Consider the following 24118-nt stretch of genomic DNA (forward strand, 5'->3'; position numbering starts at 1 on the left):
GAACGGGACTGAATCGGAAGAGGTACAGGGCAATGTCTGGCACGAATACCGTCCTGGGCGCAGGCAATACGACCTTCTCGGGTACGCCGAACAACGACACCGTGCTGGGCAGCGCGGGCGCCAACACCGTGTTCGGCAATGCCGGGAATGACACCATCGATGCCGGCCTCGGCAACGACTCCATCGCTGGCGGCGCCGGCAACGATACGATCCTCGGCAACGGCGGCAACGACACCCTCTTCGGGCAGGGTGGTAACGATTCCATCCTGGGCGGCGACGGCAGCGACCTTGTCAGCGCCGCCGGCAGCGGCACCGTCTATGGTGGCGTGGGCTCGGACACCATCTCGCTGGAAGGCAGCCGGAACTTCGGCTCGGGCGGCGATCCCGGCAACAACGCCGCGCAGTCCGACACCTACATCATCTACGGCGACCAGAATACCGTCCTCGGCGGCAACGCCGCCGACACGATCTACATGGACAGCTCCTCGGGCGGGAACTCCATCGATCTCAGCACCCAGACCGACAGCCTCGTCGTCAACGGCCCGATCGAGATCATCCAGCAGGGCTCAGGGCCGAACGGGGTCACGATCTTCCGCTTCACCGGCACCGGCGCCGACACGACCTCGAACACCATCATCGGCCTGGACACCATCGTCCAGGGCACTGTCCCGCCGCCGATCTGCTTCGCCGCCGGCACGGACATCCTGACCGACCAGGGCGAGATCATGGTGCAGGAGCTCAAGACGGGCGACCTCGTCGCCACCGTCTCGGGACGTGGCGCGCCGATGAAGCCGATCCTCTGGGTCGGCCGCCGCCGCATCACCCTGGCCGGCAACCCGAACGCCCACCTCCTCGCCCCGGTGCGCATCAAGGCCGGCGCGCTCGGCGACTGCACGCCGCATCGCGACCTGCTGGTCTCGCCGGACCACTGCCTCTACCTCGACGGCGTGCTCGTCCCGGCCCGCGTGCTGGTGAACGGCACCTCCATCGTGGCGGAGCAGGGCCTGCCGGAGGTCACCTACTACCACGTCGAGCTCGAGCAGCATGACGTCCTGCTGGCGCATGGCGCGGCGGCGGAAAGCTGGCTCGACGCGGACAACCGCGCCTGGTTCGAGAACGCCTCGGTCGCCGCGCTGCAGGTGACCGACGCCCAGGACGCCTACGGCACCGGCCGCGACGAACGCCGCGTCTGCGCCCCCGTCGTCCAGGGCGGCGAGAAGCTGGCCGCGATCCGCGACACCGTCGCGCTCCGCGCCGCCGCGGCGGCCGAGCCGGTCCGCCAGGCCGCGGTCGCCTGAACGCGGCGGGGGCTTCACGCCCCCGCGCCCCGAGTCCAGAAGGGCCCGGCCGCTCCCCGATCGGGCGGCCGGGTCTTTCTTTTGCCGGGACCGTCATGCCTGACCGCCCAGCCGACACCGCCGGCCCCCGCGGCCTCGCCGAGGGGACCCGCGTCTTCACCCTGCGCGGCGAGGTCGCCGTCGCGTCGCTGCGCCCCGGCGACATGCTCGTCACCCTCGCCGGCCAGGGCGCGCCGATGAAGCCCCTGCTCGCCCTGCACCGCGGCGAGGGCCCGGGGCTGCGCATCGCGCCCGGCGCGCTCGGCCCGGGCATCCCCGCTCGCGACCTCCTGCTCGGTGCCGGCCAGGCGCTGCGGGTGGACGGCCTGCTGCTGCCGGCCGGGCTGCTCGCCGGCCTCCCCGGCGTCGAGGCGGCGCCGGCCTGCACGCTGTTCCAGCCCGAACTCGCCGCCCCCGACCTGCTGATGGCGGAGGGCACGCCCGTCGCGCCCCTGCCCGGCGCGCCCGAGGACGCGGCGCCCGACCCGGCCGCCGTCGCCGCGCTGCGCGCCCGGCTGCTCGCCCGCGCCGCCCCGCGTGCCGCCGCCGACCCGCGCGACGCGCTGCTCGACGCCGTGCTGGACGGCCCCGCCGCCGCGCCGCTCGACGCCGGCGCCGCTCCCCTGCTCGGGCCCGGGCCCCATGGCTGAGCCCGAGGACGCGCCCCGCTTCATCGAACTCTCGCCCGAGGGGCTGCGCCGCCGCTTCATCCTCGCCGTCCCGCCCGCCCGCCTGCAGCACCACCGGGAACGCCGCCTGGCCGAGATGCGGCTCGGCCCGCAATCCCCCTCCGAGGCCGCCGACCCCCGCCTCGCCGCCATCCGCCGCCGGCTCGAGGCCGCGGCGGGCGAGGAAGCCCGCCAGCGCGCCGGCGCCGAGGCGATGGAGGCGCTGATCCGCCGTCTCGGCCTGCAGCCCGCCGGCCCGCCGCGGCTCGATCCCCTGCCGACGCCGGCCGGCGGCGACCTCGTCCTGCACGCCGAGGTCGAGGCCTTCGCCCTGCCCGACCCGCCCGACCCGGCGGCGCTGCGCATCGCGCCGGTCCTGCCCGCGCCCGACCCCGGGGCGGTCGAGCGCGCCCTCCTCGCCCTGGCCGAGAGCCGCGCCGAATGGGCCACCCTGCCGGAAGCCGAACCCGCTGTACCCGGCGACGCCCTGCTCTGCGACGTGGACGCGCTGCTGCCGCCGCCGGCCAACCGCCTGCCGGGCCCGGGCCCCGCCGGCGCCGCGCCCGGCGCGCTTCCGGAAGGCTGGTCCTTCGGCAACAACAATTCCGGCCTGGCGGGAGAGGTCGTCGCCGTCGCGCCCGACGCCGCGCCGCCCCATCTCGCGCTGCGCCTGCACGGCCAGGCCTCGGCCGCCGGCCAGGCCTTCGTCATGCTCCACCCGCCCGAGGCCGTCGCCGCCGAGCCCGGCCAGACCTGGGCGGGCTCCGTCGCGCTGCGCCTGGCCGGCCCCGCCATCGGGCTGCGCGGCTGCAAGCTGCGCCTCTCCACCAAGCCCCGCCGCGGCAAGCAGACGCTGGAGCGCAAGGACGCCGCGCTGCAGCCCGGCCCCGCCTTCCAGCGCGCCTATGTCTCCGACACGCCTGGCGATCCCGCGACCGGCTTCGTACGCCTCGCCGTGCTGCTCGACCACGCCGCCGGCCCGGTGGACGCCACGATCGAGATCGCCGCGCCGCGCCTGACGGAGGGGCTCGACCTCGGCCAGGACGTGCCGCTGCCGCTGCCCGAGCTCTCGGGGCGGGGGCTGCGCCTCGGCCCCGGCGGTTCCGATCCTGCGGGGCTGCTCGGCCATCTCGCGGGGCTGGCCGCCGGCGCGACGCGCAGCCTCGCCCTCCCTTTGCCCCCGACGACGGCCGACGCCGCCCTGGCCGGACGCGTCGCGCAGTTCGAGGTGCGCGTCGCCGCCGTGCTGCGCCGCCGCGTCCCGCCGCTTGATGACGCGCTGGCCCGCGCGCTGGGATTCGACGGGCTCGATGCGCTGCGCGCCTCCGTCGCGCGCCGCATCGCCGCGCGGGACGATGCCCAGGCCCGCATCGCGTTGCGCCGCGCCGCGCTCGATGCGTTGCTCGCCGCCGCCCCGCCGATCGCCGTGCCGGAAGCCGCGCTGCGCGACGAGCTCGCCGCGATCTGGCCGCGCCTGGCGGCCGAGGCCGAGGCGCGCGGCGCCCCGCCGCCCGGCCAGGCCGCGGCGCATGCCCTGGCCGCCCGACGCGTCCGGCTCGGCCTGCTGGTCCGCGCGCTGGCCGCGAAGCACGCCATCGCGCCGGACGAGGAAGCGCTGCGCGCCGCCGCCGAGGCGATGCCCGGCGCGAAGCCGGAGGCGCTGCACGCCCAGGCGCTGGAGGATCTCGTCGTCGCCTTCGTCCTGGACCGCGCGACGGTCGCCGGGGATGCCGCCGCGCCGCGTTGACGCTCCCGGCCCCGAAGCCTAGCGTCCGCCTCCCATACGAACATCCTTGGTTGGGAAGGGAACGCAATGGCGAATGGCGTGAAGGCGGCCTGGGCAGCAGGCAAGCCGGTGGTCAACGGATGGCTCGCCATCCCCAGCGGCTTCAGCGCCGAGGTCATGGCGCAGGCCGGCTTCGACAGCCTCACCGTGGACATCCAGCACGGCGTGCAGGACTACCAGTCCATGGTCGCCTGCTTCCAGGGCATGCAGCCGCATGGCGTCACGCCGATGGTGCGCGTGCCCTGGAACGAGCCCGGCATCATCGGCAAGGTGCTGGACGGCGGCGCGAAGGGCGTGATCTGCCCGATGGTCAACACGGAGAAGGAGGCGCGCGACCTCGTCTCCTTCTGCCGCTATCCCCCGAAGGGCGCGCGCAGCTTCGGCCCGATCCGGTCCGGCATCTACGGCGCCGCGGCCGATACCGACGCCGCGAATGACGACGTGCTCGTCATCCCGATGATCGAGACGAAGACGGCGCTCGACAACCTCGAGGCCATCGTCAGCGTGCCCGGCGTGGACGCCGTCTATATCGGGCCGTCCGACCTCTCGCTCTCGCTCGGCATGAAGCCGCTGCAGGACCGGCGGGAGCCGGAGTTCCTCGAGATCCTCGACCGCATCCGCACCACCGCCGCGAAGCATGGCGTGAAGGCCGGCATCCACACCATGACCGGCCAGTATTCCAAGGAGATGTTCGGGCGCGGCTTCAACCTCGCCACGATCATGAACGACAGCGGCCTGATGCTGACCGCCGCGCGCGCCCAGGTCGGCGTGGCGAAGGGCTGAGGCCGGCGCGCATCCTCTCTCCGGCGGCGCAGGACGCCGCCGGAAACCATGACTTGCCCGAACCCTGACTGCGTGGGATTGAAATGCGCGCCGCATGCGCATCCGCGGCGCACCTCGGACCGGGCATTGCATGAACGACGAGGCCACACGCGACGGACGCGCCGCGGCGAGCGCCACGACGCGCGCCGCGCCCCCGCTCGAGCCGCTGCTGGTCGCCGTCGGCGCCTCCGCCGGCGGGCTTGCCGCCGCCGAGGCGCTGCTCGCCGGTCTCGACGGCGACCTGCCTCTCGTCATCGTTATCGCCCAGCACCTCGCGCCAGGCGACGAGCCCGGCTTCGCCCGTGTCCTGGCCGAGCGCGCCGGGCTCGGGGTCGCCGTGGCCGAGGACGGCATGGCGCTGCAGCCCGGCACCGCGCTGGTGATCCCCCCGGACCGCGAGGTCGCGTTCCGCGTCAACCGCATCCGGCTGCGCCCGCTCCGCCGCGGCGCCGGCGTGGGCGACCGCCGGCTCAACCCCGTCGACCGCCTGTTCCGTGCCGTCGCGACCGCCTTCGGCGCGCGCGCCGTCGGCATCGTGCTGTCGGGCACCGGCGTGGACGGGGCGATGGGCCTGCAGGCGATCGGCGAGGCCGGCGGGCTGACCATGGCGCAGGACCCCGCCACCGCCTCGCGCCGCGACATGCCCGATGCCGCCGGCGCCTCCGGCTTCGCCGACCTCGTCGCCGCCCCGGGCGCGCTCGCCGCCGCGCTGGCCGAGCACGACCGCCACCGCCGCGACCGCGTGCTGGCCGAAGGCCCGCCGGGCGGCGCGGCCGCGCAGCGCAGCGCCGTCGTGGGGCTGCTGCCGGAGGTCTGCGCGCTGCTGCGGGAACGCACCGGCCATGATTTCCGCCACTACAAGGCCAGCACCCTGGTCCGCCGGGTGGAACGGCGGATGCGGGTGCTGCGCCTCGACAACCCGCGGCTCTACATCGAGCGCCTGGGGACCGACCCGCAGGAGCCCGCGACGCTCTTCCGCGAGCTGCTGATCGGCGTCACCGGCTTCTTCCGCGACTCCGAGGCCTTCGCCGTCCTGGCGGAGCGCGCGCTGGACCCGCTGCTCGCCACCCGCTCCTCCTCCGATCCCCTGCGCATCTGGGTCGCGGGCTGCGCGACCGGCGAGGAAGCCTATTCCGTCGCCATGCTGGTGCGCGAGCGGCTGGACGGCATGGTGGCGCCGCCGCCGGTGCAGATCTTCGCCACCGATGTGAACGAGCGGGCGCTCGCCACCGCGCGGCGCGGCATCTATCCCGTCTCGATCGCCGCCAGCGTCTCGCCCGAGCGGCTGGAGCGCTTCTTCACGCGCCGTGGGCGCCAGCTGCAGGTGACGGAGGAGCTGCGGGCGATGTGCCTCTTCTCCCCGCACAACATCATCGCCGACCCGCCCTTCTCGCGCCTCGACCTGATCTGCTGCCGCAACATGCTGATCTATTTCGGCGCGCATCTGCAGAAGAAGCTGATCCCGGTCTTCCACTACGCGCTGCGCCCCGGCGGCTTCCTCTTCCTCGGCACCTCGGAGACGCTGACCGGCCATGCGGAGCTGTTCCGCCCGGTCGATCCGCGCCATCGCCTGGCCCAGCGCAGCGCCGGGCGCGGCATCGCCCCGCCGGGCAGCCCCGGCCCGCGCACCGTGCCGCGCGCGGCGCCGGAGCTTCCCCTGGCGCCCTGGCAGGAACCCGCGGGCGGCCTCGCCCCCGCGCCCGACGCCGATCTCGGCGCCATCGCGCACCGCATCCTGCTCGACGAGTTCGCGCCGGCCTATGCCATCGTCACCGGGGAGGGCAGCGCCGTCTATCTCTCGGAGAAGGCGGGCCGCTACCTCCAGCCGCCCTCGGGCAGCTTCACCAACGCCGTCACGCGCATGGCGCGGCGGGGGCTCGGCGTCGGGCTGCGCGCCGCGCTGTCCGAAGCCGTGCGCATCCGCCGCGCCGTGGTGCGCGAGGGGCTTCAGGTGCAGACCGAGCGCGGCGCCCAGCCCCTGCGCCTGACCTGCCAGCCCATGCCCGAGCTCGGCCGCGGCGAGGACCTCTACATGCTGGTCTTCGAGGAAGCCGGCCCGCCGCGTGCGCAGGGTGCGGCCGGCGGCATCGCGCCGGACGCGGAGGCCGTGATCGGCCAGCTCGAGCGCGACCTGCTGCACACGCGCGAGGACCTGGAGCGTGCTGTCCAGGACCTCGAGGCGGCGAACGAGGAGCTGAAGGCCTCCAACGAGGAGCTCCTCTCGATGAACGAGGAGCTGCAGTCCAGCAACGAGGAGCTCGAGACCAGCAAGGACGAAGTGCAGTCCGCCAATGGCGCGCTCGCCGCCGCGAATGCCGACCTCGAGAACCTGCTGCGCGCCACCCGCATCGCCACGATCTTCCTCGACGGGGAGGGGCGGGTGCGGAGTTTCACCCCCGCGGCGACCGCGATCTACCCGATCGCGCCGGGCGACATCGGCCGGCCGCTGGCGCATCTGACGCATGGGCTGAAGGACCTGCCGCCGCTGCCGACGGCCGAGGCGCTGCGCGAGGCGCCCGACGGCGTCGAGCACGAGGCCGAATCCGAGGACGGCCACTGGTACCTCCGCCGCGTCCTGCCCTATCGCGCGCACGACCAGGCGGAGGAAGGGCTGGTCGTCACCTTCCTCGACATCACCCGTCGCAAGCAGGACGAGCAGGCGCTCGCGCGCGGCGCGGAACGCTTCCGGCGCGCGCAGGAAGCCGGCCAGACCGGCACCTTCGAATGGGACGCGGTGGCGGATGCGGCGGTGTGGTCGGACGGCATCTATCGCCTGCTCGGGTTGCCGCCGGGGTCGGAGGCGAACCTCGGGACCTTCCTGTCCCTGGTCCACCCGGACGACGTCGCGGGGCTGCAGGGCGCGCTCGCGGCCGCCGGCGCCACCGGCCGCTTCGACGCGGAGTTCCGCATCCTCCGCGCCGACACCGGCGAGATGCGCTGGATCGCGGCACGCGGCGATGCCGGGCGCGACACCGAAGGCCGGCTGCTCGGCATCCACGGGGTCAACGTCGACATCACGGCGCTGCGCCGCGCCGAGGACGAGCGCGCGGCGGCCAACGCCCGCGCAAGCCTCGCCATGCGCGCCGGCGACCTCGTCTCCTGGGAGGTCGAGGCCGAGACGGGCAGGCTGCTCGGCGATGCCGGGCTGGCCGAGCTGTTCGGCGTGCCGGCCGACGAGCTCGACGGCACGATGGCGCCCTTCGTCGGACGCGTGCACCCCGAGGACCGTGACGCCGTGCTGGCGGCTTTCGAGCCCGCCAGGACGGCAGGCGGCGTCTACCGCGCGGAGTTCCGGGTGATCCGAGGGGATGGCGAGACCCGCTGGCTGCTCGGCGCGGGCCAGGGGATCGCCGGCCACAACGGCTCGGTGCGGGTGATCGGCTACAACACGGACGTGACGGAGCGGCGCCGCGCGGAGGCCGCGCTGCGCGACGCGCTGGCCGAGCTGCAGGCGATCTACGACACCGCGCCGGTCGGCCTCTGCGTCTTCGACACCGAGCTCCGCTTCCGCCGCATCAATGCCCGGCTGGCAGAGATCAACGGTGTGCCCGCCGAGGCGCATCTCGGCCGGACGGCGGGCGAGGTCGTCCCGGCCCTCGCCGGCCAGGCGGAGGCGGCGCTGCGCCGCGTGCTCGGGACCGGCGAGCCGGTGCTCGGCCTCGAGATCACGGGCGAGACCCCGGCGCAGCCCGGCGTGCGCCGCATGTGGGAAGAGAACTGGCTGCCGCTGCGCGACGGCGCTGGGCGGATCATCGGCGTCAACATCGTCGCCGAGGAAGTCACGCAGCGCCGCGCGCAGGAAGCCCAGCTGCGCACCCTGATGCGCGAGCTGGACCACCGCGTGAAGAACACGCTAGCCGTCGTGCAGTCGCTGGCGCACCAGACGCAGCGCGCCACCGCGACCGAGCCCGCGCGCTTCTGGGACGACTTCGCCCCGCGGCTGCGCGCGCTCGCCCGCTCGCACGACATGCTGACCGCGCGCAGCTGGGCCGGCGCGCCCCTGCGGGAGGTGCTGGAGCGCACGCTCGCGGCCTATGTCAGCACGCAGGAGCCGGCCCGCATCACGTTCGGCGGCGAGGACGCGATGCTGGCGCCGGGCACGGTGGTCGGGCTCAGCATGGTCTTCCACGAGCTCGCCACCAACGCCGCGAAGTACGGCGCCCTTGCCGTCCCGCATGGCCGGCTGACGGTGAGCTGGAGCATGACGGGCGAGGACGAGGCGTCGCGGCGGCTGCTGGTGGACTGGGTCGAATTCGGCCGCCGCGGCACCGGCGGCGCGCCGGTACGGCGCGGCTTCGGCACGCGCCTCGTCGACAGCGTCGTGATGCACGATCTCGGCGGCGAGGTGCGCCGGACCGAGAAGACCGGCGGCTTCGCCTATGCCTTCGACATCCCCTTCGGCACCCGCAACGCTGCGCCGTGAGGCGCCGCGCGCGACGCCTCACGCGGGCTGCGCGGGATCGCGCAGCAGCTCCTCCAGCATCGCACGGTCCGGCGTCGCGCCGTCGCGCGCGCGCAAAGCGCCCGCGGCCGAGGCGAAGCGCATGGCCTGCGCGACGTCCTGGCCCTCCGCGATCGCCAGCGCATAGGCGCCGTGGAACACGTCGCCCGCGCCTGTCGTGTTCGTCGCCATCACGCGGAAGGCCGGCATGCGGCGCGGCGTCGGGTCGTCGCGCGTCATCCAGAGCGTGCCCTTCTCGCCCTGCGTCACCGCCGCGACCCTGCAGCCGGAATCCAGCGCCTTGCGGAGCGCCTCCGCCGGCCGCAGCCCCGGCGCGAAATTGCCCAGACCCGGCACCGAGAACACCGCGTGGTCCACGCGCGGCACCAGGTCGAGCAGGATGCGCGTCTCCGTCTTCTCGCCGTCGATCACCGTCGGCACGCCCTTCGCGCGCGCGTGGTCCAGCGCCTTGGCCGCGCCTTCCGGCCAGCGGGGGTCGCAGAGGAAGCACCGCGCCCCGTCGATCAGCGACAGGTCCAGCCAGTCCGGCTCCGTGCCGAGGTTCTCGCCGCGATAGCTGTAGATGCTGCGCTCGCCCTGCGGATCCACCAGCACCGCCGAGACCGGCGTCCGCCCGCCCGGCGCGAGGCGGCATTGCGAGACATCCACCCCCTGCGCCGCCAGCGCGTCCAGCAGCGGCCGGCCGTTCAGGTCGTCGCCGACGCGCCCCCAGAAGATGCAGTGCCCCCCGAGCCGCGCCACGGCGATCGAGGCGTTCGCCGCCAGCCCGCCCGCGCCCAGCGCGTAGCTCCGCGCGCGATTCTTCGACGGGGGCTGGACCACGTCGTCCACGTGGAAGGTATGGTCCATCACGACACTGCCGAGGCAGACGACGATGGGACGGGGAAGCTCGGCCATGAGGGGAAGGCTGCCCGGTCATGCTGCACCGCGGCAAGAAGGAATTGCGCTGCCGGACTGGCTGCCCGCGCGATTGCTGCATGTCGGACCGGAGGTGATCGTTCTCGACAAGCCCGCGGGGCTGCCGGTTTCCGCGCGATCGGGCGAGAGCCTGGAACGCTGGCTGCCCGCGCTGCGCATGGGCAAGCGGCGAGACCCGCAGCCCGCGCACCGGCTGGATGCCGACACCGCGGGCTGCCTGGTGCTGGGCCGCACCGCGCCGATGCTGGCCAGGCTCAACGCGCTGTTTGCGGGGCGCGAGGTCGGGAAGACCTATTGGGCCGTGCTGCGCGGCGAGTTGCGCGGCGAGGCTAGCGTGATCGAGGCGCCGCTGCGCAAGGTCAGCACCAGGGAACGGGGCTGGCGGATGGAGGTGCACGAAGCCGGCGATCCCGCCCGCACCGCCTGGCGCGTGCTCGGCCGCGCGCCCGGCCTCACCTTCGTGGAGTTCACGCCCGAAACCGGCCGCACGCACCAGCTGCGCGTTCACGCCGCGCATCTCGGCGCGCCGATCCTCGGCGACGCAATGTACGGAGGCGGGCCCGGCCGGCTGCACCTGCTGGCGCGCGCGATCGCGCTGCCGCTTGATCCGCCGCTACGCGTCGAGGCGCCGGTGCCAGACCACATGCGCGACGCGGTGGCGGCGTGCTCTCCCGCCGCGCCCGGCTGAGCCGCGTCCCTTCACGACCGCGATCCCACCTCGCCGGGGCGCTTGAATCGCCGAGTCGCCGGGGCATAGGCTCCGGCCGCCAGCAGCGGGAGGGAGTGACGATGGCCAATCTCGAAACGGCCAGGGCGTTCTTCGAGGCTCTCGACACCGGGCAAGGCTGGGAGGCGTGCCGCCCGCATTGCGCGCCGGGCGCCACCTTCAGCGCCCAGGCGGGCGCGCTGGCGGACATCCGCACCCTGGAACAGTACAGCGAGTGGATGAAGGGCCTTCTTACCGTGCTGACCGACGGCAGCTACGAGCTCCATGCCTTCGCCGAGGACCCGGGGCGCGAACAGGTGCTGGCCTTCGCCACCTTCACCGGCACGCACAAGGCGGGTGGCCCGGTGCCGCCGACGGGGAAGACCACGCGCACCGAGTACGTCTATGCCATCCGGTTCCGCGACGGAAAGGTCGCCCACATGACCAAGATCTGGAATGACGGCTACGCGCTGAAGGAGCTCGGCTGGGGCTGAGACGGGGGCACGGCGTCCCGCCCGCCGCGCGCGCTCATCGCACGCGCAGCTCGGCGCGTGCCGAGACGCCATCCGCGTCCAGCACCGTCACGCGGTAGAAGCCAGGCCCCGGCGGTGTCCAGGCGGCCTCGCGGCGCGCGCGCTCCGCCTCGAGCGGCGCGCCGTCCACCAGGAAGGTCAGCGGCCGGCGCCCGCCCGCGGCGCGGATCGTCACCGTCCCGCCCTCCATCAGCACCGCATTCGGCATCGGGAACAGCAGCCGCAGCCGGTCCGCCGGCTCCGCACCCGCCATCGCATTCGCCGGCGCCGCGCGCACCGCCAGCGCCTCGCGCGGGGCCGCGGGCAGCAGCGCGAAGGCGCGAGCCAGCACGGGGAGCGCGAGCGTGCGGCCCTGCGCGCCGGGGATCGGCGTGCCGTCGGGCCGACCCACCCACACGCCGGCGACATGCCGCGCGTCCAGCCCTAGCGCCCAGGCGTCGCGCCCGCCCCAGCTCGTGCCCGTCTTCCAGGCGACGCCCGTCGGCCCGCCCTCGGGGAAGCGCTGCACCAGCACGCCCGCGACCTGCGCCGCCGCGCGCGGCGCGATCACCGGCGTGCGCAGGACATCGTCGCCGGGCGCGACGCGCAGCGGCGCCGCGCGGCCGCCATCGCCGAGCACGGCATAGAGCGAGACCATCCCGCGCAGCGTCATCCCCGCCCCGCCGAGCGCCAGCGGCAGCGACGGCTCGGCCCCCGCCGGCAGCCGGGGCGGCACGCCGGCCGCCTTCAGCATGGAGGCGAAGCGCAGCGCGCCGACCTCGTTCAGCAGGGCGACAGCGGGCAGGTTCAGCGATTGCCGCAGCGCGTCGGCCGCGGTGACGCGCCCCGCGAATCCGCGGTCGAAATTCTCCGGGGCATAGGCGCCGAAGCGCAGCGGCATGTCCGCGATCACGCTGTCGGGCCGCGCGACGCCGTTCTCGAAGGCGAGCGCGTAGAGGAAGGGCTTCAGCGCCGATCCCGGCGAGCGCACCGCGCGCGAGAGATCCAGCATGCCCGCGCGGGATTCCTCGCCGAAGGCGCCGCCGACCAGCGCACGGATCTCGCGGCTGTCGATGTCGGCGATGACCATGGCGAGTGCGGCGCGGTCCGGCAGGTCGCGCAGCGCCTCGCCCGCCAGGCGTTCCGCCGCGCGCTGCAGGTCGCGATCCAGCGTCGTCGCGATACGCGCCCCGGCTGGCGCACCCCGGGACAATTCGCGCGCGAGATGCGGCGCGAGACGCGGCATCGGCAGCCGGCGCTGCGGCACCGCCTGCGCCAGCGCATGCGCGCGTTCGTCGGCGTTGACCTCTCCCGCCCCGGAAGCGCGCGCGAGCAGCACCGCGTCGCGCGCGCGCCGCGCGGCCTCGGCGTGGCGGTCGGGCCGCAGCGCCTCCGGCTTTCGCGCGAGCGCGACGAGCAGCGCGGATTCCGCAGCGTCCAGCGTCGCCGGCGCGCGGCCGAACCAGGCGAGCGATCCCGCGCGCAGCCCCTCGAGGTTGCCGCCCTGCGGGGCGAGGGTCAGCCAGATCCCAAGGATCTCGTCCTTGCTGTATCGCGCTTCCAGCTGCAGCGCGCGCGCGATCTCGATGAGCTTGGATCGCAGCGTGCGCGGGCGGGGCTCGAGCAGGCGTGCGGCCTGCATGGTGAGGGTGGAGCCGCCGGAGACGACGCGCCCCGCGCGGATCCACTGCGCGGACGCGCGGGCGAGCGCGACGGGGTCCACGCCGGGGTGATGACGGAAGCGCCGGTCCTCCGCGGCGATCAGCATCGCGATCAGGTGCGGCGGCACGTCGCCGATGTCGGTGCGCAGCCGCCAGGTGCCGGCGGCGGAGAGGACGGAGAGCGTGCGGGCGTCGCGGTCCAGGATCTCGATGCCGGCGGCGCGGTAGCGGGACAGGTTGGGGGGGAAGAGGCGGTCGAGGGTGAAGAAGGTGAGGACGAGGATGGCGAAGGCGCCGAGCGACCACGCGGCGCGCTTGCGGATGCGCGCGCGGCCCCCTCGCCATCCCTCCCCCGCAACAGCGAGGGAGGGGGAAGTGGGATGCGGGGGAGGTGCGCCAAGTTGTCCTCCCCCGTGCGCTGCTTCTCCTCCCCCGCTGTTGCGGGGGAGGCCGGGAGGGGGCAAAGGCGCCGCCTTCACCACCCCCTGCCTCACCGCGGCCCTTGCGGCCGCTGCGGCGCTGGCGCCGGCCGCTGCTGCGGCGCCGGCGCCTGCGCCGGCGGCAGCGCGTCATCCGGCCCGTACACCACCACGCGCCCCGTGTTCTGCCGCGCGAAGACGCCAGGCCGGTACATGTCCTGCGCCTCCATCCCCGGCAGCTCGAAGCGGCCCGGCGTCACCGCGCGCACGCGCACTGCGAGCCGCGCCAGCGGGTTCTCCGCCGTCAGCGTCACCGCCGCGGCGTAGCGGTCATCGCGCGCCGGCGTCGCCTCGGCCTCGGTCAGCGTGCCGAGCCAGGCCATGCCCTGGATGTCGCCCGCCGGCAGCCGCGCCGTGATCTCCCACCCCGCGGGCAGGCCCTGCAGCACCATCGCCTGGTGACGCTCGTTGGTCAGCGCGCGGGCTTCCAGCAGCAGCACGAAATTCGTGCCCGTCCGCACGCGATCGAGGTCGAGCGGCTGCCCGTCCATCGCGAAGAAGCGCCGCGCGACGCGCATTCCCTGCGAGGCCGCAGGCAGCGGGGAGCTCGGCACGCCCACGATGCTCACGGCCTGCACCACGGGCTGGTCGCCGCGGTTCGTCGCCGATCCCGACTGCGTCAGCCCCGCCGCGACGACCTGCGCCGTCGGCAGGTCGCGCCCGTCCAGCGACACCCGAAGCGGCCGCCCGTCGCGCCCGAGCAGGCTTGCCGCCGCGACGGCCCAGGCCTGTTCCTGCGTGTTGGCGATGGCCGGCGTGAAGTCGGCGCCGGGCAGGCGCCCGAGCAGTTGCGGAATGCGGTCCTGGCCGACGCCGCTCTCCCTGAGCAGCACCGCGATCGCCAGGATGTCGCGCTGCGCGCTGCCGAAATCCACGAACCACCATTGCCGGTCCGTGGTCGCCAGCGCGCGGTCGAAGATCTGCTCCGCCCGCGCGCGGTCGCCGGCGCGCGCGAAGGCCGCGGCGAGCTGCGCGCGCGCCAGCGGCGTCGGCAGCGCGTCCACATCCTCCGCCAGGCGCCGCGCCGCGCCGAGCCGGTTGCGCCCCGCCATCGCCAGCACATGCACGCGATAGGCGACGAGCGCCCGCGCCTCGGGGCTGCCGAGGCCGGTGTCCAGCCCCTCATCGGCCGCCTGCAGCGCCTGGTCCAGCGCGCCCTGCGGCACCGTCATCCCCGCGGCGCGGGCGCGCAGCAGCACCTCGGTCGCATAGAGGCTCGCCCATTCCACGACGTTGCCCTCGGCCGACCAGAAGCCGAAGCGCCCGTCGTAGCGCTGACGATCGAGGATCGAGGTCACGGCCTCCTGCAGCATTCCCGCATCCTCGGCCGCGAGGTCCGGGTTCTGCGGCGCATAGACCAGCGCCATCGCGCGGGAGGACGCCTGCTCGATGCAGTTCAGGGGGTAGCGCTTCAGCGCGGCGAGCATGCCGCCGGGATCGAAGCGCACCGGCGCGCCCCAGGTCGCGCGCGCCGCCCAGGTGTTGCGGATGAAGCGGTCCGACGGCACGGGCACCGGCGCGGTGGCGCCTGGTGCCAGCGTGCTGACCGCGACCTCCGTCACGGAAGGCCGCGACGACCGCACGGTGATTCGCGATTCGCGTTCGGTGACGAAGCCGTTCGGCCCGGTGACGGCGAGCCGGATCACGCCCTCGCCCGCCATCACCGCGCGCAAGGACGTCGCCGGCGTCATCCGCGCCCCGGTCGCGAGCGCGCCGCCGAGCTTGTTCGGCCCGGCGAGCTCGACCGCGCCGGTCGCGCTCAGCGTCGCCACGACATCGCCCGCCGGCAGTTCGATGTTGTGCAGCAGCACGGGTAGCCGGACCTCGTCGCCGGGCGCGAGGAAGCGCGGCAGCAGCGTCTCCGCCACCACCTGCTCGCGCACCGTCATCGGCCTGCTCGCCGCGCCGATCCGCGCGCCGTCCCAGGCGACGACCATCAGCCGCACCTCGCCCGCGAAATCCGGCATGTCGAGCGGCACGCGCGCCACGCCGTCCGGCCCGACGCTGACGATGCCGCTGAACAGCGCCACCAGCTTCTGCGGGATCTCCAGCATGCCCGTGCTGTCCGCGCCGTCGCCGCCCTGGCGCAGCGTCGCGGCCTCGCCCTCCGCCGGCGCGATCAGGCGGCCGTAGTCGTCGCGGATATCCACGCCGAGACGGCGGCGCGCGAGGAAATGCTCGACCGGATCGGGCGAGCGGAAGTTCGTCAGGCGCAGGATGCCCTCATCCACAGCGGCCAGCGTCAGGCGGGCCTGGGTCGCGCCGGGGATGCGCACCGGGACTTCCACGCGCCTGCGCGGCCGCACGAGGTCGGGCGTGTCGATCGCGACCTCCATCCGCCGCGTCGCGGGATCGAGCCCGATCCACGCCAGCCCCAGCGCGCGCGCCGGGCGGCCCGCCGGCGACTGGCCCGCGCGGAAGACGCTGACGGCAATGTAGGCGCCGGGACCCCAGGCCGCGTCCACCGGCACCTCGATCTCAGCACCGGCTTCCGGCACGGCGATGTCGCGCAGCGAGACCAGCCGGTCCGTCAGCACCGCGACACTCGCCTGCCCCGCGAAGGGCGGCGTGATGCGGATGCGGGCGACCTCGCCGGGGCGGTAGTTCCGCCGCTCCGTCGCGAGGTCCACGCGGTCCGGCACCTCCGGCGATTCCGCGCCGGCCCAGCCCGAGCGGAAGCGGTAGGAGGCGATGGCGAGCCCGTTCGGCTCCGTCACCTCGATGCGGTAGCGGCCGAAGGGCAGGCGACGCGCAAACGTCGCGGGCGCATTCGGCGCGACGCGGATGTCCGTGCTGTCCACGGGCTCGTCGCGCCAGACCGTCTCGTAGCGCGCCACGCGCTCGCGCAGCACGATCCGCCAGTCCGGGCGTTCGCGCACGAGGCGCAGGCGCAGCGTCGCCGCGATCGCCTGGCCGTCGGGGTTGACCGCGGCGATGTCGAAGCCGGCTTCGGCGTTCGCGTCCACCGCGTCGCCCTGGAAGCCCGGCCGGATCGCGAGCAGCGTGCCGCGCGCGCGCACCGGCAGGGAGAAGCGCGTGCCGCTGGCCCGCCCGCCCGGCTCCTCCATCAGCACCGAGACCTCGGCCTTCACCGGCCGCGTCGTGTCCGGCGCGCTCGGCAGATTCAGCGTGAGGGTCGAGCGGCCCTGCTCATCCGTCTCGGCGATCTCGAAGCTCTGCAGGTCCGGCGAGTAGCTCTCGTCGGCCAGGCCGAAGCGCCAGCCGCGCCAGGCCTCGAAGGGTTCGGGGTCGAGCAACAGCCGCATCTCCGCGCTGCCCGTCAGCCCCGCGCCCGGCGCGCCATAGAGGAAGCGGGCCGTCACCGGCACCTGCAGTGGCTGCCCGCCGACCAGCTGGCCAGCCACGGGCCCCGCCACGACCTCCAGCCGCTCCGGCACGAAGGCATCCACCTTGAAGGTCGCGCTGCCGATCGGCGGCGCGTTCGGGTCGGCATGGACCTCGATGCTCCACTGCCCGGCCGCGGCGCCGGCGGACAGCACGACGGGCACGCTGAAGGCGGCGTCGGCGCGCGCCGGCACGCCCTGCCAGAAGACCTGCCCGTTCGGCCGCAGCACGCGCAGCCGCGCCGGCACGTCCACCGGCGCGCCGCCGGCGTCGCGCAGCAGCGCCGAGACGTTCACCGTCTCGCCCGGCCGGTAGATGCCGCGGTCCAGCCAGACGAACGCATCGAGCGGCCCGGGATGCGCCCGCCCCGCGGCGCCGCGATCCGACAGGTCGAAGGACGCGGTCTCGAGGTCGAGCGAGGCGAAATCCTCGCTCTGCAGCGCATGCAGCGACAGCGGCGCGAGCGGCCCCGTGCCGCGCAGCAGCGCCGCGCCGAAGCGCACCAGGCCCTGCGCATCCGTCGTCGCCTCGCCGAGGATATCGTTGTTGCGCGCGATCAGCCGGACCTGCACGCCGGCCTTCGGCGCGGCGTCGGAAAAGCCCCGCACCTGCGCCGCGAATCCCGCCGCGCTGCGCCAGGCCGTGATGCCGAGGTCGGTGACCATCACCGCCACCGCGGTCTCGGCGTCGTAGCGCCCGCGCCCGCCATCGGCCGGCCGCGCCACCAGCACATACATCCCCGGCCCCGCCGTCAGCAGCGCGTCGGGCAGCGGCAGCGCCTGGCGCACCAGGCGGTTCGGCTCGGCCTGCGGCATCTCCGCCCGGCCTTCCCAGACCAGCCGGCCGGACTCCTCCGCGATGTTGTTCGCCGTCCAGCTTTCCAGCTGCTCGCCCGGCCGCCAGTCCCGCGTCAGGCCGGGCAGCGAACGCTCCGTCACCCGCATCAGCTTCAGCGACAGCGCCGAGACGTTCACCGCCGAGACCGTCAGCCTGGGCTGCTGGCCCCGCGGCAGGATGAAGGCGCGCGTGTCGAAGACCAGCCGCGGCGCGCGGTTCGGCATCGCGACGTTGACGTTGGTGTCGCGGCTCAGCCGCAGCCCGTCCTCGCCCGGCATCCCCGCGCGCAGCACGAGCCGTGTCGTGCGCCCCCAGGGCAAGCCGGCGACGCAGAGCTGGTCGCTCTCCTTCGTCACGGCCATGCCCGGCAGCGCGGGCTCCGCGCGCACCCAATCCCCGGGCTGCCAGTCGGACCGCCGCGAGGGCGCGGTGGTGAACGCGATGCAGGCCCGCGCGGGCTCGGCATCCGGCTCGGTCCTGACCTGCCGCACCAGGATGCCCGCGGCGCGGCGCGCGGCGGCCAGCGCATCCCGCGCCTTCACATCGTCGGGAGCGCGCTCGACCACCGCCTCCAGCGCCTGGATCTGCTGCGCCGGCAGGTCCAGCCGCCGCAGCGCCTCCGCCATCATCGCGAGGGAGGGGATCTCCGGCGCGCCGCCCGGCACCATCATGAAGGCGCGCCAGGCCGCCTGCAGCGCGCGCCGCGCCTCCGGCGGGTTGCGGCGGAGCTGCGCATCGGCCAGCGCCATCCAGTTGTCAGCGGTCGCCTGGCCCGCGGCGATCCGCTCCTCCCACGCCGCCGCGGCAGCCGGCCAGTCGTTGCGCTGCATCGCTGCCCGCGCACGCTGTTCCGCCTGCGCCCGCTGCTGCGCCGTCCCGCCCGCCGGCATCCGCCGCGTCAGCGAGGATTCATAGCCCAGGGCATCGTTCTCGAGCCCCGGTATCTCAAAGGCGGGCGCCGGTGTCGCGAAGCTCAGCACAAGAAGGATCAGCAGCGTCAGCAGGCGGCGCATGGCGTTCTCCACGACCGGGAAGCGAACCGGGGGCGGGAAGCATGGCACGCAGCGCGCCCTGCGTCGCGGGGGTGATATGTGCCGCGTGTTTCATGGCGGCGTCACACGCGACATGCGTGCAACCGGATTCCACGCCCTCGCGACATCGCCGCGACACCGGATCCTGCGACGTTGCGCAGGACGCCGTTCCAGGGAGACCCGCGCATGCCGACAACCCGCCATGCCGCCGCCTTCGCGCTCTGCCTCGCCACCGCGCCAGCCGCGGCGCAGGATTCCTGGCACAACCCCTATACCGGGCGGAACTGGAACAATCCGGGCTCCTCGCTGATCGACACCTTCCTGCAGAACGACGCGCGGCGCCGCATGATGATGCAGCAGCAGGGCTCGCAGCCCGGCGCCGTCGCCTCGCAGCCCGGCCGCGATCCGTCCTTCCGCCTGGTCAACCGCGGCGGCGCGACGATCAACCAGCTCTACGTCTCCTCCACGCAGTCCGACCAATGGGGGCCGGACCGGCTCGGCCAGGGCGTGCTGCCCTCGGGCCAGGCCTTCATCGTGCGGCTGCCGCAGGGGATGTGCGCGAACGACATCCGCGCCGTCTTCGCCGACGGTCGCGTCGCGGAGCGGCGCGGCGTGGACACCTGCGGGATCACCGACCTCGCCTTGCCCTGAGGCGGGCTACCCGCCCCTTCCCCCATGCCCCGACACCCGCGCCCCCACATCGGCGGGAAGGCGCAGCATGGATGGCAGCGACATCAGCACCACCGCCGCCGAGACCAGGAAGCCGATCCCGAACTCGCTCGCCCCCGGCGATGCCGCGCCGGTGACCAGCATCGCCGCTTCCAGCGACAGCGATCCCAGCACCACCCCCAGCGCCTGGCCGAGCTGCTGCATCGTCCCCGTCATCGCCGTCGCTGGCGCCAGCTTGCCCTGCGGCACATCCGCAAAGGCGAGCGTCCCGAGCGAGGTGAACTGCAGCGCCCGCGTCAGCCCCCCCGCCGCCAGCACCGCGAAGATCGCGACCAGCGGCCAGGCCTGGGTGAACAGCGCGCAGGCCGCGACGCCGATCGCCGCCAGCACCGCGTTCACGCTCAGCACGGCGCGGAAGCCGAAGCGCTTCAGCAGCGGCCGCACCAGCGGCTTCATCGCGAAGGCGCCCAAGGCCGTGGCAAAGGTGATGGCGCCCGACGCGCTTGCCGACAGGCCGAAGACGATCTGCAGCTTCAGGGGCAGCAGGAAGGGCAGCGTCGAGGCGCCGACGCGGAACAGCGTGCCAGCCCCCATGGAGACACCGAAGCTCGGCAGCCGCATCAGCGACAGGTCCACCGCCGGCCGCGCCGCGCGGTTGGAATGGCGCACCGCCATCACCGTCGCGACCACGCCCGCCAGCAGCGCGACGGGCGCGAACCAGGGCGGCGCGATGCCGCGCCCGATCGTCTCGAGCCCCGCCATCAGCAGCGCCAGCGACAGGCCCCACAGCGTCAGCCCCCTGATGTCCATCGGGCCGGGATCCTGCGGCTCGACCTCGGGGATGAAGAACCAGACCAGCAGCAGCCCGAGGCAGCCCACCGGGATGTTCAGCCAGAAGACCGCCCGCCAGGAGAAGGCGTCGGTCAGCAGCCCGCCGACCGGCGGCCCGAAGACCGGGCCGAGCAGGCCGGGCATGGTCAGCCAGGTCATGGCGACCACCAGCTCCTCCTTGCTCACCCGGCGCAGCAGCAGGAGCCGCCCGACCGGCACCATCATCGCGCCGCCGAAGCCCTGCAGGATGCGCGCGGCCACCAGCGACACCACGCCCTGCGACAGGCCCACCAGCGCCGAGGCCGCGGTGAAGATCACGATCGCCGCCATGAAGACGCGCCGCGCCCCGAAGCGGTCCGCCACCCAGCCGGAGACGGGGATGAAGACGCAGAGCGCGACGAGATAGGACGTGATCGCGACGGACAGGTGCACGGGATCCACCTGCAGGTCGCGCGCCATCGCCGGCAGCGCCGTCGCGACCACCGACGAATCCAGGTTCTGCATGAAGAGCGCGCTGGCCACGATCGCCGCGACGGCGCGGGGGTCCTTAGCCCTCGGCACGCGCCATCTCGCGCAGCCCCGCGCGCCGGATCTTGCGCCCGTTGGGTCCGTCGGTCGTGGGGAAGGCCTCCAGCGCCACGATGCGCCTCGGCACCTTGAACCGCGCGAGGTCGCGCGCGCAGGCCGCGAGAACGGCCTCCGCGTCGAAGCCCGGGCCGGGGATGACGAAGGCGATGGCGGCGCCGTCATCGGCCACGACCTGCGCGGCGCGGATGCCGGGCTGCGCCGTCAGGAAGGCCTCGATCTCCTCCGGCGCGACGAGGAAGCCGCCGAGCCGCAGCGCATCGCCCGCACGCGTGACGAAGGCGAAGCCGCCATCGGGCTGCACGGTTGCGATGTCGCCGCTGCGGAACCAGCCGCCATCCCACGCCGCCGCCGGCGCGTCCTCATCGCCGAGATAGCGGTCGAACAGCGACGGTCCGCGCAGCCAGAGCCCGCCATCCCCGTCCACCCGGAACGCCGCCTCCCCGCTCGCCGGAATCCCGCCGCCCGTCGCAGCGTGCGGCCCGCGGGGATCCTGCAGCGCGAACAGCGCCTGCGCCTCGGAGCTGCCATAGACGCCGCGCGCGGCCAGGTTCAGTCGCGCACTCTCCGCCATCACGCGCTCCGCCCGCCCATGGAAATTCGCGAAGCCCGTGAAGGCGAAGGGGCGGTAGGGCTCGCGCGCCGCCTCGGCCAGCATCAGCAGCAGGTCGTCGCCACCGACGAGGTGCGTCACGCCATGGCGGCGGATCAGCGCATCGGCCTCATGCGCGTCGAAGCGTTCCATCGGCAGGATCGCCGCCCCGCCGGCCAGCGCCGCCAGCGCCGCCGCCAGGCCGAAGGTCCCGCAGAGCGGCACGGCAGCGAGGAAGGCCGCGCCCGGCGCATCGGTGCCGATCCGCGCCGCGACGTCGCAGGCATGGCGGGCGATGCTGCGCTGGCGGTGCAGCACGAGCTTCGGCCCCGCGGTGGTGCCGGAGGTCGTGAAGGTCAGGCACTCCGCGTCTTCCGACGAGGCGTCCGGCGCCTCCGCGCCGCGCAGCATGCCGATGGGCGTGCAGCGCAGCGCCGCCAGCTCGCCCTCGTCCAGACCATCCACGCCGATCGCGAAGCGCAGCGAGGCCCGCGCCTGCGCCGGCACGGCGCCGATCACCGCCGCCGCATCCACCGGAGCGAAGTCGCGCGCCACCGCGATCGCGCGGGGTTGTGCGCGCGCCAGCAGGGGCCCGATCTCGCCGGCACGGAAGCGCGTGTTCAGCAGCACCGCGCAGGCGCTGCGGCGGGCCAGCGCCAGCAGCAGCAGGATAAGACCGGGCCGGTTCGGCAGGAACAGCGCGACGCGATCGCCCGGCCCGATCCCGCGCGCGGCGAGCCCGCCGGCGAGGCGGCGGACCTCGGCCGCGGCCTCGGCCCAGCCCATCCCCGGCAGCGCCGGCGCGTCGGGCCGCGCGGCGGCGGTGCGCTCGAGCAGGTCGGTGAGGGTGGCGGGGGCCATGCCGGCCCATCATGGGACCACCCCGCCGGTGCCGCCAGAGCGGCCGGGGGCGGTTTCGCGCATCCCTCCGCCGCCTCCCGCGTTGGCGTCGCGGTGAGCAGGACGGAGGCCATCATGTCACGTCATCCAATCGCGGCCGGCATCCTGGCCTGCGCACTCGGCATCGCGCCGGCGCTGGCCCAGGCGCCGGGCGCGCCGCCGGGCACCGGCGGGCAGGGGCGCCCGGCGCCCTCCAACACGCAGGGAGCGCAGCAGGACCGCATGCGCAACTGCAACGCCGAGGCCGGGACGCGCCAACTGGCGGGCGATGCGCGCCGCGACTTCATGAGCGAATGCCTCGCCGGCCGCATGCCGCCGGCGGCCGGCCGGCCCAGCGCCGCACAGCAGGCGCAGCAGGACCGCATGCGGCGCTGCAACGACCAGGCGGGCTCGCGCCAGCTCACCGCCGATGCGCGGCGGGCCTTTATGAGCGACTGCCTCGCCGGCCGCGACGCCACCGGCGCGACGCCGGCGACGCCGTCCGCGGGCTCGGGCGGCGCGGCGCGCGCGGGATCCGGTGCCGCGGCGCCGTCGGCGACCCCCGCGCCGCAACCGGCGACCCCCAGCCGCTGACCCCGGCCCTTTCCCCGCCGCCGATCTGTGGCAGGATGACGCATGGCGAAGAACACGGTCTGCCTCTGGTTCGACAAGGATGCGGAGGACGCGGCGCGCTTCTACGCCGCGACCTTCCCCGACAGTTCGGTGGGCAAGGTCTTCCGCGCCCCCGCCGACTTTCCCTCCGGCAAACAGGGCGACGTGCTGATGGTGGAATTCACCGTCGCCGGGGTCGCCTGCATCGGGCTGAACGGCGGCACCGCGTTCCGCCACAGCGAGGCCTTCAGCTTCGCCATCGCGACGGAGGACCAGGCGGAGACCGACCGCTACTGGGATGCCATCGTCGGCAACGGGGGCCAGGAGAGCGCCTGCGGCTGGTGCAAGGACCGCTGGGGCATCTCCTGGCAGATCACGCCGCGCACCCTGATGGAGGCGATGGCCGCCGGCGGCGACGAGGCGCGCCGCGCCTTCCAGGCCATGATGACGATGAGGAAGATCGACGTCGCCGCCATCGACGCCGCGCGGCGGGGATAGTCGCCGGCGCCTCTCGCCCATTCTCGCTTTGACATCGCCCCGGCGCGCGGCGCGGAGTGCGCGGGCGGTCGCCCGGCGGCCGCTGCCCTGGATGTCACGGGGGATGGACGATGGACACGGACCGGCGGGCCATCCTCGCTGCGGCGCTCGCGCTGCCGGCGATCGCGTCCGGGCGCGCCGCCCGAGCCGGCGGGATCAGGCTGCTCTGCGCCGTCGCCCTGCGGCCCGCGATGGGCGTCCTGCTCGCTGATTTCGCAGGCGCCGCCGGGCAGGAGGCCGCGATCGCCTTCGACACGGCGGGCGCCGTCGCCAATCGCGTGCGCGATGGCGAGGCGGCCGATGTGCTGATCAGTTCCACGCCGCTGATGCAGCAGTTGCAGGCGCAGGGCAGGATCGCGCCCGGCGACCTCGTCGTCTTCGCCCGGGTCGGCGTCGGGGCCTTCGTGCGACCCGGCGCCGCGAAGCCGGACATCGGCTCGGCAGCCGCCTTCACGCGTGCGATGCTGGCCGCCCGCTCCATCGCCTATCCCGATCCCGCCGGCGGGGGTGCCAGCGGCATCTATCTCGCCGCGCTGCTCGAGCGGCTGGGCATCGCCGAAGCGATGCGCCCGCGCACCCGGCTGCTGCCCCCGACCGAGGTGCTGTACGACAGCGTCGCCGGCGGCGAGGTCGAGATCGGCTTCAATCAGGTCAGCGAGATCCTCGCCCAGCCCTCCGTCGAGTTCGCCGGCCCCCTGCCGCCGGAGATCCAGAACTACACGCGCTTCGCCGGCGGCATCGTGACCGGCAGCGCCGAAGCCGAGGCCGGCCGGGCGCTCGTCGCGTTCCTTGCCTCGCCGCCCGCCCAGGCGGTGCTGCGGGCGAAAGGCTTCGAATAGGGCGCTGCAC

The 24118-nt window shown here is 74.7% G+C and carries 16 protein-coding genes; 11 read left to right on the forward strand and 5 right to left on the reverse strand.

What is annotated here, in order from left to right:
• Positions 1-32 precede the first annotated feature (32 nt).
• From ACLF3M_RS01615 to ACLF3M_RS01635, 5 genes are all read left to right on the forward strand, one after another.
• Positions 33-1298 carry a Hint domain-containing protein gene (locus tag ACLF3M_RS01615; RefSeq protein WP_430655090.1) on the forward strand — a complete coding sequence of 422 codons (1266 nt, stop codon included), beginning with the start codon at positions 33-35 and terminating at the stop codon, positions 1296-1298.
• Between the two features lie 95 nt (positions 1299-1393).
• Positions 1394-1987 carry a Hint domain-containing protein gene (locus ACLF3M_RS01620; RefSeq protein ID WP_430655091.1) on the forward strand — a complete coding sequence of 198 codons (594 nt, stop codon included), beginning with the start codon at positions 1394-1396 and terminating at the stop codon, positions 1985-1987.
• Positions 1980-3752: a hypothetical protein gene (locus ACLF3M_RS01625; protein ID WP_430655092.1), complete on the forward strand. Its 1773-nt coding sequence runs from the start codon at positions 1980-1982 to the stop codon at positions 3750-3752. Before ACLF3M_RS01620 ends, ACLF3M_RS01625 begins: the two co-directional genes overlap by 8 nt.
• 66 nt (positions 3753-3818) lie before the next feature.
• Positions 3819-4574 carry an HpcH/HpaI aldolase family protein gene (locus ACLF3M_RS01630; protein WP_430655093.1) on the forward strand — a complete coding sequence of 252 codons (756 nt, stop codon included), beginning with the start codon at positions 3819-3821 and terminating at the stop codon, positions 4572-4574.
• A 130-nt stretch (positions 4575-4704) separates the two neighbouring features.
• A complete protein-coding gene (locus ACLF3M_RS01635) occupies positions 4705-9036 on the forward strand; it encodes a CheR family methyltransferase (RefSeq protein WP_430655094.1) in 4332 nt (1443 codons plus the stop codon).
• A gap of 18 nt (positions 9037-9054) precedes the next feature.
• Here ACLF3M_RS01635 and ACLF3M_RS01640 read toward each other — a convergent pair whose 3' ends face one another.
• Complete coding sequence (locus tag ACLF3M_RS01640) at positions 9055-9972, reverse strand: PfkB family carbohydrate kinase (RefSeq protein WP_430655095.1); 918 nt, start codon at positions 9970-9972, stop codon at positions 9055-9057.
• On the opposite strand from ACLF3M_RS01640, the gene ACLF3M_RS01645 reads away from it, so the two are divergent.
• Both ACLF3M_RS01645 and ACLF3M_RS01650 read left to right on the forward strand, forming a co-directional pair.
• Positions 9971-10681, forward strand: a complete 711-nt coding sequence (locus ACLF3M_RS01645; RefSeq protein ID WP_430655096.1) for an RluA family pseudouridine synthase — start codon at positions 9971-9973, stop codon at positions 10679-10681. The two genes, ACLF3M_RS01640 and ACLF3M_RS01645, sit on opposite strands and share 2 nt — an antisense overlap.
• 101 nt (positions 10682-10782) lie before the next feature.
• On the forward strand, positions 10783-11193 hold the full coding sequence (locus tag ACLF3M_RS01650) for a nuclear transport factor 2 family protein (protein ID WP_430655097.1): 411 nt from the start codon (positions 10783-10785) through the stop codon (positions 11191-11193).
• A gap of 34 nt (positions 11194-11227) precedes the next feature.
• Here the strand turns inward: ACLF3M_RS01650 and pbpC are convergent, their stop codons facing one another.
• Positions 11228-13336 (reverse strand): penicillin-binding protein 1C, encoded by a 2109-nt coding sequence (gene pbpC / locus ACLF3M_RS01655; RefSeq protein ID WP_430655098.1) that lies wholly within the window; start codon positions 13334-13336, stop codon positions 11228-11230.
• A 26-nt stretch (positions 13337-13362) separates the two neighbouring features.
• Entirely contained in the window at positions 13363-18546 is a 5184-nt protein-coding gene (locus ACLF3M_RS01660) for an alpha-2-macroglobulin family protein (RefSeq protein ID WP_430655099.1), read from the reverse strand.
• Positions 18547-18750: 204 nt separating this feature from the next.
• Here ACLF3M_RS01660 and ACLF3M_RS01665 point away from each other — a divergent pair, with 204 nt between their 5' ends.
• Positions 18751-19215, forward strand: a complete 465-nt coding sequence (locus ACLF3M_RS01665; protein ID WP_430655100.1) for a hypothetical protein — start codon at positions 18751-18753, stop codon at positions 19213-19215.
• A gap of 6 nt (positions 19216-19221) precedes the next feature.
• Here ACLF3M_RS01665 and ACLF3M_RS01670 read toward each other — a convergent pair whose 3' ends face one another.
• On the reverse strand, positions 19222-20625 hold the full coding sequence (locus ACLF3M_RS01670) for an MFS transporter (RefSeq protein WP_430655101.1): 1404 nt from the start codon (positions 20623-20625) through the stop codon (positions 19222-19224).
• A complete protein-coding gene (locus tag ACLF3M_RS01675) occupies positions 20612-22102 on the reverse strand; it encodes an AMP-binding protein (RefSeq protein ID WP_430655102.1) in 1491 nt (496 codons plus the stop codon). The genes ACLF3M_RS01670 and ACLF3M_RS01675 overlap by 14 nt, the downstream gene beginning before the upstream one ends.
• Before the next feature lie 114 nt (positions 22103-22216).
• Between ACLF3M_RS01675 and ACLF3M_RS01680 the strand changes: the two genes are divergently transcribed.
• From ACLF3M_RS01680 to ACLF3M_RS01690, 3 genes are all read left to right on the forward strand, one after another.
• Positions 22217-22714, forward strand: a complete 498-nt coding sequence (locus tag ACLF3M_RS01680) for a PsiF family protein (RefSeq protein WP_430655103.1) — start codon at positions 22217-22219, stop codon at positions 22712-22714.
• 42 nt (positions 22715-22756) lie between these two features.
• Positions 22757-23230, forward strand: a complete 474-nt coding sequence (locus ACLF3M_RS01685) for a VOC family protein (protein ID WP_430655104.1) — start codon at positions 22757-22759, stop codon at positions 23228-23230.
• A 110-nt stretch (positions 23231-23340) separates the two neighbouring features.
• On the forward strand, positions 23341-24108 hold the full coding sequence (locus ACLF3M_RS01690) for a molybdate ABC transporter substrate-binding protein (protein WP_430655105.1): 768 nt from the start codon (positions 23341-23343) through the stop codon (positions 24106-24108).
• Positions 24109-24118 lie beyond the last annotated feature (10 nt).

It is taken from the genome of Falsiroseomonas sp. HW251 (genome assembly GCF_050563545.1).
In the GTDB taxonomy this organism is placed as follows: domain Bacteria; phylum Pseudomonadota; class Alphaproteobacteria; order Acetobacterales; family Acetobacteraceae; genus Falsiroseomonas.